This window comes from Chromobacterium paludis (genome assembly GCF_008275125.1).
GTDB classification, from domain to species: Bacteria; Pseudomonadota; Gammaproteobacteria; order Burkholderiales; family Chromobacteriaceae; genus Chromobacterium; species Chromobacterium paludis.
Window position 1 is genome coordinate 3479795 of the sequence record NZ_CP043473.1, and the last position, 14200, is coordinate 3493994.

Here is a 14200-nt window from a genome sequence, read left to right on the forward strand (position 1 = left end):
TAGCCCCGCCATCGCGGGGCTTTTCTATCGGGCGGTCCAGAACGACATCGGCTACTCCCAGGTTATGGCCTGGACCGCCTGCGCGGTAGGAGCGGCCAGCATCTGCGCCATCAGCGATGCGTATTTTTGCTGCTGCTTGGTGCGGAACGCTACCCAATCCTGATTCACCCGCATAACCTGCTCGGCAGTGTGGGGCAAGAACGCCCAGTCGCCCTTCCCATCCGCGCACCACAGCGGCGTGGTCCAATTGACCGGCTGTCCCCGCGCCGCGGACAGCGCGGACAACAGATTGTTTTGATCCGTCAGCCGGCTGCCGTAGACGCATGGCTGCGGCCCCAAGGCCATAGACGGGAAGCTGGCGGTAATGGCCGATTCGCATGCCGCCTGCAGCCGTTGGCACTGGATTCGCTGCGCCAGCCGCAACTGCTCCGCCTCCGAGGGCGGAACCGGCGCAAGCAACGTGCCGTCCACAACCGTCCAGCCCGGTTGGCTCAGGCATGTTTGCCATTGTTCATCGGTAATAGAGATAACTTTCTCTCCATCTTTCGGCGGGGAATCGATAGAATCATAAAATGCTGTAATTTCCCCATTCTCATTAAATGCTGCGATTTTCTGTCCCATTCTATACCTCAAATAATTAAGCTGAAATAACAAGTCCCTGGTTACCCTATAAAACATCAATAACCAATTGCAATCCAAGTTACTGGTGCACTCTGTGCCGCCACAGCTCCACTCGTAATACGATATTGGGTATTACTAACGACAAACACATTAAAGAATTCCGAGTTATTTGTATCCAGATACGAACTCGCAGTCATGGAAAAGACGCCATTTGGAAAGGCTATGGCAAAATTGCCTGTATATGAAGCTGCGCCGGCGATACCAGGCGTCTTGCCCCACTGCAGCAACATGCCATTTGGCAAATACTGATAGCCCGTCGGCACCAATGAACTAGCAAATTGCCCATATGCGACAGCGTGGGCAGCCGAAGTCGCATTTGCCACGTTAAAAGTCTTCGAGCCATTTCCATTTATGGATACGGCGTCGGTAATACCATAACCCGCCAGAGTAGACGATTTGGCCGCAAACTTATCCTCCAGCGCACCATAGAGAGGAGACCATATTTGGCCTCCTCGGCCCACCTGAAAAACTTTGCTGCTATCAATATACATACCCAACGCGCTACTGCCAGAAATCCCGGAACCATCGGCAAACAGACCCGTATCACCATCGGTCTCGAAGGCAAATCCGGTTCTGGATTCATCTCCATTCGGCAGCCCCTTGCTAGCACGGAAAGCGCTGGCCCAAGAACGGTTATTGGCATCCTTGCTAGTGGCATCCGTGATGCCATAGCCAGCCAACGTAGTCGCTTTGTCTGCCTTTAGTTCCGGTCGAAAATTCCCACCATGCCAAACTTCCTGCCATTCCCCCCGATTTCCATCGATATTCCGACGAAAAAACAGTTGATCTTTACGATAAGGGATAGCCAGCTGCGTCCAGCGCGCTACTCGCCCCATGGACAAAACCGTATGATTAGGTATGCTGGTTGGGGCTCCATCCACTACGGGATCATATTCATACACACCGGGAACAGTATATGTATTCAGACTATTTGAGCCAGAAAATACAGACCCAGCCGCATCGGTAATTCCATATCCTGTCAGCGTCGTCGCCTTGTCAGACTTCGTTGCTAGCTTATTGGTAACCGTCGCCGCAAAATTTCCATCACTACCCAAAGCATCCGCCAACTCCTTCAACGTGTTCAAGGCGCCTGGCGCCCCTGCCACCAAGCCATCTATAGCGGCTTTCAAATCCGATTTTGTTGCCCCATCGTTAATACCGTAACCCGCTAAAGTACTAGCTTTATCAGCTTTAGACTCAGGCAAAAAGTTACCATTGTGCCAAACCTCTCTCCACCCAGGGCAATCGCACCTTCACGTCATAAAGGCGACATGCCCAGCAACTCAGCCAAGGCCTCATCATCCCAGCCGGCACGCTTGCGTCGCACCCGCATGCTTTTCTTGGCCTGATACGGCGAACTACGCAGCAGGTTGAGCGCGAATTTCAGCAGCAGCGCAAAATTCTGCGGTCCATGATCTTCGCGCAATGGGCAGTTATCTTCCCGAAAAATCACATCCAGACACCAATGCAGGCCGTTTTCGATCGCCCAATGACGGCGCACCGCCTGCGCCAGCTCTTCCGCGCTCAACGCGCGCGACGACAAATAATAGCGCTGCTCCAGCGCCGATTGTCCGCGACCATCCAGCCGCACCGAATCCACGCGACCCACTGTTTGGCAGCCGGGCCAGGCCTGAGCGTCGACAATGCCGTCCGCCCGGGCTGTCACCACATGTTGCAACACCGTGCGGCCATGCCCTTTTTGCGCGCTGGCCACTCGCTCGGTGGGATGGTCATGCAGCGCGCACGCTACGGCCTGACGTAGCTTGGGCTGGTTCTCCTTCACCGCCAGCAAATAGTCCGCTTTACGCGCCACGATGGTCTTGGCAACCTCTTTCTGGCAGCCCATCGCATCCAGGCTGACCAGACAGCCCTCCACATCCAGTGCGGCCAGCAACGCCGGAATCGCAGTGATTTCATTGCTTTTGTCGGCGACTTTCTCCTGCCCCAGCGCCAAGCCCAGTTCGGTGGCGAAGGCGCTGACCATGTGCACCGGGCTGTGCGCGCCGCGAGCGGTGCCGCGCAGGCATTTGCCATCGATGGCGATCTGCTGGAACGAGCCCAGCAGTCCTTGCGTCCAGCTGCGGAAGGCGTTCTCGAACTGCTTGGGATCCAGCAGTCGGAACACGCGGTTGACGGTATCGTGAGAAGGAATGCCATTCTTCAACGGCAGGAAGCGCCGCAGCCAAGCTTCCTTAACCTCAGCCCACTCGACCGCCTCCACAAAGCTCTCCGCCCCCGCGAAGATGGCGCACACGGCAATCACCAGAATTTCGTCCAGCGGATGGGCGATGTAGCGCCCGGTCCTCGGCTCGGGCACCTCGGCCAAATGTTCCATCAACGTTCCCATCCCGCACCGGTAAAACCTGGGAGTTCACCTCAAGTCTGGGTGGGTTGGCAAGTCTGTTTGCTTATGACAAGAAGGTGCGATTGCCCTGCTCTCCACCCACCCGTTTTCCCATCTATATTCCGTCTAAAGAATAACTGATCCTGACTATAAGGCATTGCCAACTGAGTCCAGCGAGAGGCCCGCCCCATGGATAGAACTGTATGATTGGGGATATTGGTCGGAGCCCCCTCTCCTGCAGGATCATATTCATAGATGCCAGGCGGCATATAAGCATTCATACTCATGGGCCCTACGAAAGCAGATCCAGCCGCATCGGCAATACCATACCCCGCCAAGGTGGTCGGCTTGCCGGATGCGATCTTGCTCCAATCCAGCCCCGGCACGTCGCCGGGCTGGATGGCGCGGGCCGCGGTGACGCGGCCTTTGGAATCCACCGTCACCTGGCCGTAGCTGCCGGCTGCCACGCCGCTGTCTTTCAGCGTCATCTGCGCGCTGATGTCGCCGCTGGCGTCGAACATCACATTCCAGCTGCCGTCGCCGCTCATGGCGATATTGCGCGGCGTACTCAGCTTGGCGGCATTGCCGGCCACCTGTTTGCCGCTGGCGAGCTGATTGATCTGGTCTTTCAGATAGACGGTGCGGTTAGCCAGCTGCTTGCCTTGCAAATTGTCGATGCCGTCCGGGCCGGCCAGCACCGGGTCGGTGGTCTCCAGCTGGTAAATGCCAGCTTCCCAATTGTTGGTTTCCTTCAAAAAAGCCATGTCGTTCCTCGCTTGCTTGAATGATAAGGGCGTCCCGTCTCTGCGGAGAAACGATGGAACGCAGGCATGACCGGGCGAAGAACCAAGGCGAGCACCCAAGCGCCTGCGCCGCGCGTAGGCGCGGCAACAGCCGGCCCCATAAGAGGCCGGCTTTCCGGTCAGGACGACATGGTGCCTAAACCCGCGGCGCGCGGCTTGGAAAGGAGTTTAGGAAGGGTATTTAACGTCTCTGCTTCAGAACTGACCGCCAGCCTCTCAAAGAAAGACCGGCGATCCTCACATTAAGCCGTGCGTTGCGGCCAAATGATCTTGCGCGGAAATCCCGGCTGCGCCGGCACATCGCACAAAGCCTGCGCATAGTCCGCCAATGCCTGGGCTATCTCTGGCTTCAACGCCAGCGAGGGCTGGTACTTGAGCTGCCGTTCGTGCCGCTGCAATTGGTCCAAGGTTTCACGCAATAACACGTCTCGCTGCTGACGGGCCTGCTCAGCCAGCAAACCATCATCGGCTTGCCATTGACCATCGATGAACACATGGCGCTCCAACGGCGCTAGCTCGGTATGACGCGGATTGCCACTGGCTTGCAAGCTGCGCAAGCAAGCCTCGCCGCTAAATTGGCCGCTCTGGTCATAGGTGTAGACCAGCCTATCTTGTGGATCAAAAGCAGCTATCCATTGCTGCAGCGCGGCTTCTTGCTCGCTCGTAAGCTGCCAAGTGTATTGATCGTCCAGCGCCTCGCGCGTCTTGCTAATTGGGGCATAACGGATTTCGCGAATCGCGCCTTGCTCTTGCGGACCTGCGGGCAGAGAGGGCTTGAGCAAAGTTCGATAAGTCTGGTCATTTTGAACCAGGGTGGTTTGTTGAGAGTTAGAAAACAGCATGAGTCGTCTCCGAGAGTTATGGGGCGTTGCCGCGCAGATCGCCGCGGTTCAAATACGAGCAAGTTGCGCCGTTGATTAGGCCAATGGCCGGGCCTGCGGTGCCGCCGGGAATGGATTCATCTTGGTAGGGGTCCTCTGGCTCTTCTTGAGGCTTGCCACCAGGCCGGCCGTTATAGGTCGAATAGATGCCGCCACTTCCACTTTGCCCCCAGGCCCCGCCAGAACCTGAAGCAACCCAAGACGTGTGAGTGTTTCCTGCCTGTTCATAATTCGCACTGCCTCCACTCGCATCATCACATGCGCCGGCCGGTCCGAATGGCGCCCCTCCACCACCTGAGCATCGGTAACGTCGAGTCCCTACATTGCGTATCGATAAGCCCCCAGCCCCCCCACCTCCGCCGCCAGCGATTAAGCCTTGATTGCTAACAAACAACTTAATACCGCCGTCCACCCATATGGCTGCGCTACCATTCTCCCCAGGCATAGGCCTATTTCCACAATCGCCACCTTTCCCACCTCTCCCTAAAATCTGGCCATAGTTCTCCACGATCACGGTATTGCCGACGATGGCGCCACCAAACCAGAAGCAGGCATTGGACGTATCTTTAGACACCAGTTGAACACCGGGCTGAACGATGACGCGGAAGGTCGCGCCTTGCGGCCAACTACCGCCTGCGGCAGTCACCATCTGTTGATGCAAACTCCCCGTATCGAAATTGTAATTGCTGGCAGCTAATACCACGACGAGTTCATCCTGAAACACCAGACGGCCACCCTGATAGGCTTTCTGCACTTTCCGGCCATCCACATACCAGTGTTTAACCTGCTTTTGATCGACATAAGTTTTAGGCATGATTCAGAACTCAAAAGTCATATTGCCGGAATGCCAGACTTTTTTCCAGTCTGTCCAAGTCTTACTGTCTATCTGATTACGCCAGCGCAGGTTTCCACTATAAAAGGCTTCCAATTGGAAAGGACCAACAGATCCACCTGCATTCATTGTCATCAGCAAACTAGTATCGCCAGGATGAACTACATTCCTAAAACCAGGCATAGTGGCCGTATCAATTTGTGATTGATCAACATCAGCACGCATCACCATGCTTTGTGCATTCGGTGCAGCGTCTGTAATCCCATACCCTGCTAAAGTTGTCGCTCTATCCGCCTTTGCTGTCAATACTAGGCTATCTTCATGCACGAGGGTATGCCATGGATTCCAGCGCGGGTTTGCCCCATCATCATTCTTTGTCCGAAAACGCATCACATTGCCAGACATATAATCGGCATTCAATTGACAACTATAGTTAGCGCTCGTGTCCAAACCACCAAATGAGATAAATGGCCCCGTTACACCACTTGAAGTGCCATAATTGAAACCCATTTCACCAGAGACAATAGAGCTGTCCAGAGAGGTTTTATCATCAGCATGAATACGTGTGCGCCGCCTTTTGATGAAACTCCCATCATTCCCAGCGTGCCAAACACGATATTCATTATTATTAGCCTCCTTCAGAACCAGCGAATCATCACCATATGCCTTGTGCACTAACGCTACCGCAGTTTTCCCCGGGCGGTGCAAGCCTAGAGATGGAAAGTCATCGCCTGCCGACCTCAGCTCCAATGTCCCACTGGTATAAATTCCTGCATCGTAAGTATTTGGTGTAGTTTTAATAATTCGAGTCGTTTGCGACGCCGTCAACACATTATTACGGGGAGATAACGCCCCATCGACTGCAGCAGTCAGATCACTCTTACTAGCCGCATCAGTAATGCCATAGCCCGCCAAGGTTGTCGCCTTGTCTGCCTTACCGCTGCCTGCGTTGTCGGCTGCGGCTTTCAGATCGCTTTTGCTCACCGCATCGCTGATTCCATACCCAGCCAGAGTCGTCGCCTTATCTGCCTTGCCATCAGGACTGAAGTTGCCGCTATGCCATATATTTTTCCAATCGGTCCAACTCCGGCTGTCTGTCTGATTACGCCAGCGTAAGTTTCCAGCATAGAAAGCCTCTAGCTGGAATGGCCCGACAGAACCTCCCGCATCCATCGTCATCAGTAAGCTCGTATAGCCAGGATGTAGCACGCTTCGAAAACCTGGCTGTGTGGCCGCATCGATTTGGGATTGGTCAAAATCCGCTCTCCTCACCATGCTTTGCGCGATGGGTGCTGCATCGGTAATGCCATAGCCCGACAGCGTCGTCGCCTTATCGGCCTTGCCAGACAACTGCCTGGTGATGCTTGCCGCATAGTTGGCATCATTGCCTAGAGCGGAAGCCAGCTCTTGCAAGGTATTCAACGCGCCAGGCGCGCCGGCTATCACGCCATCGATGGCTGTTTTCAGATCGGTTTTGCTGGCGCCATCAATAATTCCATAACCTGCCAACGTCGTTGCTTTATCCGCCTTGCCACCGTTTACGCTATCGGAAATCGCTTTCAGATCACTCTTGCTCGCCGCGTCGCTGATTCCATACCCAGCCAGAGTCGTTGCCTTATCTGCCTTGCCATCAGGACTGAAGTTGCCGCTATGCCATATATTTTTCCAATCAGTCCAACTCCGGCCGTCTGTCTGATTACGCCAGCGTAAGTTTCCAGCATAGAAAGCCTCTAGCTGGAATGGCCCGACAGAACCTCCCGCATCCATCGTCATCAGCAAGCTCGTATCACCGGGATGTAGCACGCTTCGAAAACCTGACTGTGTGGCCGCATCGATTTGGGATTGGTCAAAATCCGCTCGCCTCACCATGCTTTGCGCGATGGGCGCCGCATCAGTAATGCCATACCCCGCCAGCGTGGTCGGTTTGCCGGAGACGATCTTGCCCCAGTCCAGCGCCGGCACGTCGCCGGGCTGGATGGCGCGGGCCGCGGTGACGCGGCCCTTGGAATCCACCGTCACCTGGCCGTAACTGCCGGCTGCCACGCCGCTGTCCTTCAGCGTCATCTGCGCGCTGACATCGCCGCTGGCGTCAAAGGACACGTTCCAGCTGCCGTCTCCGGTCATGGCTATATTGCGTGGCGTCTTCAAGCGATCGGCGTATTCGGCGGTCAGCGCGCCGGCCACCACATCGTCTATCTGCTTCTTCAAAAACGTGGTGCGGTTGGCCAGCTGCTTGGCCTGCAGATTGTCCACGCCGTCCGGTCCGCCCAAAACAGGGTCGGTGGTTTCCAGTTGATAGATGCCCGTCTCCCAGACGGGTTTTTCTTGCAGATTGGCCATTAGGCACTCCCTCGGTTGAATTGGCGGTTGCGGCGGATGGCGCCGTTGTGGCGGTTGGCCACCTTTTGGTACTCCAGGCTGGCCAGCACGCTGCGCGCCGGGGCGTACAGCGCCAGCATGCGGCGCAGCTGGGCGGCCTGGTCGTTGGTGATGGGCTTGCCCAGCAGGACCCGGTACTGGTTCCAGCTGCCTGGGTCGCCATGCACGTAATAGCCGTTGCGTTGGATCAGGCCGTTGCGGCGCTGGCCGGCCAAGCCCTCGATCAGCTCCACTTCGCCCAGGCCCAGGCGGCGTATCACTTCGCGTATGGCCCAGGGCGTGCCTTTGTAGCGATGTAGCTCGTTGGCGCTGTGCAAGAGCGCGCGGCGCGCCTCGTCGGACTCGGCCAGGGTCCAGCCCTCGTCGCCGCCGATGTGGAATTGCTCGGCCAGTTGCGGCAGCAGCTTGGCGTCGACGTTGTCCAGCAGGTAGACCAAGAAGGGGGTCAGGTCGATGTCGGTCAGCCGCTCGGTCAACGCGGCCAAGGGGCCGAAGCGGGCGTCTTGTTTCAGGATGGGAGAGACGGCGTCAGCCATGGCCGCCTCTCCCCGCGGGCGCGGAATGATGCGCCGCCGCGGCAAGCGGACGAACGCGGGGATGGAGCTGCATACAGCCTCCTGGGTGAAGGGAAAGGGGCGGGACGGGCCGTGGACAGCGGCCCGCGAAAGAGGAGAAAACCGAGAAGGGTCAGCGGCGCTCGGCCTGCATGGACAGGCGCAATACGGCCAGCGGACGGAAGACGGCGCTCAGGCGCGGAGACGGCATGGCCTCAGCCAAGCGCGGCGTATCGACGTTGGCATGGGAAGGGGTTTGCGATTCGAGGGGAAGGACCAGCGCGGAGAAGATGGACATGGGGAAAGGCTCCGAAAAGGAGAAAGGTGGACGCTGCCGATGCGCGGCGGGCTAGAGGCAAACAAAGGAAAGGGGATATGGAACGAGCCACCGTGGCGGCCGAACGCGGGGAAAGGCAGGGGTTAAAGCGGAAACCGTGAGAGAGAGTATGAGGGAAGCGGAAGAGACGCGATGGCGGAGACGCCGGGGAAACGACAAGGAAGGAGAAGCTGCCGGGCTTCGGGCGAAGCCCGGCGTAACCAAGATGGATGCTATGTGTATTCATAGCCAGATTGAGACCCTAGCTTACGGGAAACAAAACTTGTCCATCAACTTAATGCTCAGAGTAAAAATCGCGACGCACCTTAAATCTTCGGCTTGATATTTTCCAGGACCAAAGGATTGCAAGGTTGAGCATTACTCCAAGCCCGGCAAGCGTTGATAAAATCCGCCATCGCGGTTCGGCTCGCATCGGGACCATCCCTTGTGATATTGGCCTGTTTCCATAACGGATAATTTTGAAGAATATAGGCTTCACACTGCTCTCTGGCTTCCTGATCCGTGCAGACATAACTGAAGTCATCACGGCTCAAGCCGCCACGCGCAATCATATCATCAACAATGGTTCGATCCTGAATAAAACCATTTGGCTGTCCTTTAAAGAAAACGTACATAAATCCTCCTATCAACCCACCATAAAGTTTGCATTAAACGGAACGCCAATATAGGGAAGGGCCATGTAGAACTCTGTCTCACCTTCACCGAACCCGATACACATCTGATTTGCCCCTAGAGATGTGACCTGCGACACCCCGATAATTCCGGAATATCTATACCACCCATCCGGTGAGGCTGCCGTCATTTTCTTATCAATCACAACAGCCCCAGGATAGAAATTATTATTACCTGTATAACCTGCATCAACCCCAAGGCCAATACTACCTTTTTCGATATAAAACCAAGCAGAGAAATATACTGCACTCAGCTCAACCGGAAGCTTTGCTCCAGTGAATACTGCTCTAAACTGGCCATTTGCCCCTTTTGTATTAGGCGTTGTAACCCTAATAATATGACCAGTCGTTTGCCCCCCCCAGCCTCCGGATAGCCCACCTCGCCCGCTACGCGCACCCATATTGTAAGAACCATACCAATATGGTTTATCTTGTGTGGCTTCTACCGGGCTATTCGCGGCATTGGCCGGCTTAGTATCGACATACGGTCCCTCATAACCCTTGGTATACGGATGGACGGCTTGAATGATTGCGCCATCGCCATATACGCTGAACCCAAGCGGCACACCTTTGTCATTCAAATTCATCATGTGCGCATTGTCGATCAGATTAGGCGGCATCAACGCAATATTTTGACTGCGCCACTGCTCCAGATCGTTGATCTTCGCCGCCACCTTGGCGTCGATATCGGCCTGCTTGCCGGCGACGACGCCGGTCAGATTGTTCGATGCCGTCACCAGGGCGGCGACTTGTTGTTCCAGACTCATGTTCTCTCCTTCACTTGGGATTCAAAACACTGCGTTGCAGGGTCAGGCATTGCAGCTGGATCAGCGCCGCGGCCTGAGCGGTGGCCAGTTCGGCCAGATCGTCGCGATACTGCTGTCCGCGCTGATCGAGGGTTAACAAGGCGGCGTCGTGGCCGTTCAGGCGGCTGTCGTGGCCGGCCAGCCGCTGCTCGGCCTGGTCCTGGCGCGCCTGCTGTCCGCGCAGCGCGTCGTCGCGCTTGAGGCCGCGCGTCATTTCGTCCACTTGCGCCGCGCCCAGGCTGGCCAGCTCCTCGCCCAGCGCCAGGTTCAGGCCGGCGCCGGTGGACTGCACCGTCACGCTGTCGGCCGGCACGCCGGACAGGGCCAGGTCGAAGGCCAGCAGCAGCTCCAGATTGGCCTGCTTGTAGGCCAGCGCCTGCTGCGGGTCGGACCAGATGGCCAGCGGCTGGCCGTTTTCCAGGATGAAGGCCACCTCGCGCACCCAGAACTCGGTCTGGTCGCTGGCCAGCGCGGTCAGGTGCAGCTGGCGCGGCCCCTGGCTCTGGCCGTCGGCGATGGGGTAGCGGACGATTTCATGCTTGAGCGCGGTTTGCGCCACATCCGGCGCATAGCCGGCGTCGCCCAGCGCGATATGGGTGATCCGCAGCTGGACGCCGTCGTGGCCGGCCAGCTGGATGGCGGCCAGGCCGCAATCCAGGATCAGCGGGATCAAGGGGGTGCTGCTCATCGATTGCTCTCCATGTAAGCGCGCATCACGGCCCGCGGTTTCAGCGCGGCGGCCAGGCGCAGCGGTTGCGATAGCGGCTTGGCCGGATTGGGCCGGCAGGCCGCGTCGGCGCGGTTCAGCGCCCTGCCCTGCAAGACGCCGGCCCAGCGCAGCGGCTGGCGGAAGGCGGCGCCGATCTTGAAGCCGTAAGCGCTGCGCGCCGGCTTGACCTGCTCGATCATGCTGCGCAGGCGCTGGTACAGCCGCGGGTTCAGCACGGCCTGGCCGGGCAGCAGGTTGTCATTGGCCCAGGCGGTCAGGTCGAAGGTGTAGGCTTGGCCGGAGCCATCGGCCTCCCACCACTCTTTCAGCTCGATGCGTATGCCCAGCACGCGGAACACTTCCGTGAGCGCCCAGCGCGTGCCCTTGTAACGGTGCAACTCGATGGCGCGCTTGATCAGCTCGCGCCGCTTGGCGTCATCGCTGGCCAGCAGCCAGCCTTCGTCGCCGCTCACGTGGAACTGCTCGGCCAGCCTTGGCAGCAGCGCCTCTTGGGCGTTGTCCACCAGGTACACCAGCAACTCGCCGGTTTCGAACTGGCCCTGCACCTCGGCCCGCTCCGGATCGGCGTAGGGCGCGCCCAGGCGGCGGGTCAGCTCGGCCAGCGCGCCGAAGCGGGCGTCGCCGCGCAGCAGGGGCGGATAGACCCGGTCGTAGCGTTCAGTCATGGTCCACGCCGTCCAAGTCGGCGGCGTCGAGCTGGATGTCGCGCGCCGTGCAGTGGGACCAGCCGAAGTAAGGCACCACCACGGCGGCGGCCGGCTGGCTCAGCGTCACCTGATACACGCCCGGCACGGACAGCGCGGCCACCAGTTGCGAAGGCACGATATCGCAGCCCAGCTTGTCGGCGCGGCCGGCCAGGTAAGCGTCCAGCGAGGCGTTGGCGGCTTGCAGCGTCTGCTGGCTGTCGCTGCCGGCGTAGAGCTGCAGTTTGGCCGTTACCTGAAATTCGAAGCTCGGCGGCTGCGCCACGGTGACCTTGTCGGTGAGCGGCCGCACCCGGTCGGCGCTGCAGGCGCTCTTGACCTGATCCAGCTGCCCCGCCCCCGGCTGGTTGCCGCGGAACAGCGGAAACAGCCTGACTTCGCCCGGCTGCACCGGGTCGCCCGGCGGCGCGATCTTGCCCAGGTTGGACGCGCTGACCACGGCGACATCGAGCACGCCCTGGGTGGCGCTCAGCGCGTGGTGGCGATAGGCCGCCACGCTGCCGGCCACGCTGAACGACTCCGGCGCCAGGCGGATGCGCTCGCGCAGCCGCTCGTCATCCTCCACGTCTATGCCGCCCGCGGTAACGCCAACGCCGACCACGTCCACCTTGACGCCAGGATCGTCCACCAGCTGGTTCAGGTCGGCCGGCTGGAAGCCGTTGCCGATGTCGCCGCGCACGGTGGCTTCCACGTCCATGGTGAATTCCTGCTTGCCCGCATTCAGCGTCGCCACCAGTTCGGCCGTCGTCTGGAACTGCACATTGGCGTTGCCGGCTATCTTGCTGCCGACGGGCAGAATCACCTGAGTCATGCCCGAATCGCTGGCCAGCGCGGGGAAAGTCAGCTTGACCTTGCCGGTGGCGCGCTGCGCGCTGAGCCGGGTGACGCCCACCAGTTCGCCCAGGTAGTCCAGCATCGGCGCGCGGGCAAAGGCCACCAGGTTTTGCCGGCCGGCGTCGTTGAAGGCGGCGCGGGCCATGCTTTCGCGGTAGGCGATCAGGTCGATCAGCAATTGCTCCACCTGGCCGGGATACAGCTGTTTGCCGGCTTTTTCCTGGTAATAGGCGGCGATTTCCTTGGCGATGGCCGTCGGATCGTCGTTGATGAACTTGGGCAAGTCGGTCGTTATCGGGCTCATGGTCGGGTCCTTGTCGGGTGGCTTACAGCTTCAGCTCGGTCTCGCGGACCACGCCATCGGCCAGCTTCCACTGCGCGCACAGCCGGGCGCTGCCGTCGGCTTCCACGCTGAACAGCACGCGCACCAGCTCGACGCGCGGCTCGCCGTATTGCGGATGGCCGATGGCGGCCACCGCCTCGCGCACCACATGCGGCCGGGCGCGGTCCACCGGGTAGTCCAGGTAGCGGTGCAGATCGCTGCCGAACTCCGGCCGCAGCGGGTCGCTGCCCTTGGGCGTGCCCAGGATGATGCGCAGCGCCTGATGGATGTCGTCCAGGTTCTCCACAACATCCGGAAAACCGTTGGGGCCGGGGTTGGCGGCGCGCGGTTGCAGCGCCGGCTGCCAGTGCAGGGAGGAGATTTCGCTTAGCTTTGTCATGGCGTCATGGTGCCAAACCGCTGTGGGCGGAGGCTTTTAAAGAGTTTTAGAAAAAGCGTTGAAGCCGAGCGGCGGCACGGTGACGGTTTCCCGGCACAGCAAGCCGGCGGCCCAACGCAGGGGAGACTGGCCCTCGAAAAGCGCGGGCCGGAACGGATAAACGGCGACGGTTTCCCGCGCCAAAGGCGCGCCGCCCCAGGCCAGGGGCTGCCCGCCCTGCCAGCGGGTCTGCCGGTAGGGATAGACGGCGGCGCGCTCCGCGCCGCCCGCAACGGCGACGGAATACAAGGCGTTGCGCTGCTCGCGCTCGCGGGTGGCATAGGGATAAACGGTGGCCAGCTCGCCGCCTTCGGTCGTGGACGCCAGGCAGGGCGTCACATCATGGCGGGTGTAGCGCAGGCTCAGGCCTTCCAGCAAGGAACGGGCGTTGCCGTACTGCTCCAGCATGCGGCGCAAGGCGTGATAGGTCGCCTCCGGCAAGCCATCGGCGGACAGCTCCAGATCAATGCGGAAGCGGTACGGTTCGCCCTGGTATTCGAACCACTCGCTGATGCGGCCGTTCAGGCCCAAGGTGGCCAGCACCTGGCTCAGCGCCCAGCGCGTGCCCTTGCGCCGGTGCAGGGCGATGGCCTGCAGGATCAGGTCGCGCCGCTGGCGTTCAGTGCGTGCCAGCAGCCAGCCTTCGTCGCCGGCCACGTGCAGCTGTTCGGCCAAGGCTGGCAGCCACTCGGCCTGCACGCTGTCTATCAGGTAAACCAGAAACGGCGGCAGCGCGATCTGCTGAAAACGACGGCTCAGCTCGGCGATGGGCGCAAGCCGATCATCGCCCGCCAAGAGATTGGGGGTGGTGTCGATCATGGATCAGGCTCCGCGGATGCCGCGCGGCGCTTTCGCATCCGCGCGGGCGGGAAGGACGCGGCGG

The 14200-nt window shown here is 59.4% G+C and carries 16 protein-coding genes; all 16 read right to left on the reverse strand.

What is annotated here, in order from left to right; translation table 11 throughout:
- Nucleotides 1–51: 51 nt before the first annotated feature.
- Nucleotides 52–621: a DUF4376 domain-containing protein gene (locus tag FYK34_RS16455; RefSeq protein WP_149298282.1), complete on the reverse strand. Its 570-nt coding sequence runs from the start codon at nt 619–621 to the stop codon at nt 52–54.
- 56 nt (nt 622–677) lie between these two features.
- On the reverse strand, nt 678–1886 hold the full coding sequence (locus tag FYK34_RS16460) for a gp53-like domain-containing protein (RefSeq protein ID WP_149298285.1): 1209 nt from the start codon (nt 1884–1886) through the stop codon (nt 678–680).
- Nucleotides 1887–1939: 53 nt separating this feature from the next.
- Nucleotides 1940–3016: an ISAs1 family transposase gene (locus tag FYK34_RS16465; protein WP_149294873.1), complete on the reverse strand. Its 1077-nt coding sequence runs from the start codon at nt 3014–3016 to the stop codon at nt 1940–1942.
- Nucleotides 3017–3057: 41 nt separating this feature from the next.
- A complete protein-coding gene (locus FYK34_RS20735) occupies nt 3058–3789 on the reverse strand; it encodes a hypothetical protein (RefSeq protein ID WP_196782516.1) in 732 nt (243 codons plus the stop codon).
- Between the two features lie 281 nt (nt 3790–4070).
- Nucleotides 4071–4670: a phage tail assembly chaperone gene (locus tag FYK34_RS16475; protein ID WP_149298286.1), complete on the reverse strand. Its 600-nt coding sequence runs from the start codon at nt 4668–4670 to the stop codon at nt 4071–4073.
- Between the two features lie 16 nt (nt 4671–4686).
- Nucleotides 4687–5523 carry a hypothetical protein gene (locus FYK34_RS16480; protein ID WP_149298288.1) on the reverse strand — a complete coding sequence of 279 codons (837 nt, stop codon included), beginning with the start codon at nt 5521–5523 and terminating at the stop codon, nt 4687–4689.
- A 3-nt stretch (nt 5524–5526) separates the two neighbouring features.
- Nucleotides 5527–7881 (reverse strand): hypothetical protein, encoded by a 2355-nt coding sequence (locus tag FYK34_RS16485; protein ID WP_149298291.1) that lies wholly within the window; start codon nt 7879–7881, stop codon nt 5527–5529.
- Entirely contained in the window at nt 7881–8456 is a 576-nt protein-coding gene (locus FYK34_RS16490; RefSeq protein WP_149298293.1) for a phage tail protein, read from the reverse strand. Before FYK34_RS16490 ends, FYK34_RS16485 begins: the two co-directional genes overlap by 1 nt.
- A 151-nt stretch (nt 8457–8607) precedes the next feature.
- Nucleotides 8608–8772 carry a hypothetical protein gene (locus tag FYK34_RS20550; RefSeq protein WP_158253782.1) on the reverse strand — a complete coding sequence of 55 codons (165 nt, stop codon included), beginning with the start codon at nt 8770–8772 and terminating at the stop codon, nt 8608–8610.
- A 344-nt stretch (nt 8773–9116) separates the two neighbouring features.
- Nucleotides 9117–9425, reverse strand: coding sequence for a hypothetical protein (locus FYK34_RS16495; protein WP_149298295.1), 309 nt, complete (start codon nt 9423–9425; stop codon nt 9117–9119).
- 11 nt (nt 9426–9436) lie between these two features.
- Nucleotides 9437–10249, reverse strand: coding sequence for a hypothetical protein (locus FYK34_RS16500; RefSeq protein WP_149298297.1), 813 nt, complete (start codon nt 10247–10249; stop codon nt 9437–9439).
- 10 nt (nt 10250–10259) lie between these two features.
- Nucleotides 10260–10976: a phage tail-collar fiber domain-containing protein gene (locus FYK34_RS16505; protein ID WP_168209776.1), complete on the reverse strand. Its 717-nt coding sequence runs from the start codon at nt 10974–10976 to the stop codon at nt 10260–10262.
- The gene (locus FYK34_RS16510) at nt 10973–11683 is read right to left on the reverse strand and encodes a phage tail protein I (RefSeq protein WP_149298299.1); all 711 of its coding nucleotides are present in this window, start codon (nt 11681–11683) and stop codon (nt 10973–10975) included. Before FYK34_RS16510 ends, FYK34_RS16505 begins: the two co-directional genes overlap by 4 nt.
- Nucleotides 11676–12860, reverse strand: coding sequence for a baseplate assembly protein (locus FYK34_RS16515; protein WP_149298301.1), 1185 nt, complete (start codon nt 12858–12860; stop codon nt 11676–11678). The genes FYK34_RS16510 and FYK34_RS16515 overlap by 8 nt, the downstream gene beginning before the upstream one ends.
- Nucleotides 12861–12882: 22 nt before the next feature.
- Nucleotides 12883–13278 (reverse strand): GPW/gp25 family protein, encoded by a 396-nt coding sequence (locus tag FYK34_RS16520; RefSeq protein ID WP_149298303.1) that lies wholly within the window; start codon nt 13276–13278, stop codon nt 12883–12885.
- 36 nt (nt 13279–13314) lie between these two features.
- A complete protein-coding gene (locus tag FYK34_RS16525) occupies nt 13315–14136 on the reverse strand; it encodes a phage tail protein I (RefSeq protein WP_149298305.1) in 822 nt (273 codons plus the stop codon).
- Between the last annotated feature and the right edge of the window lie 64 nt (nt 14137–14200).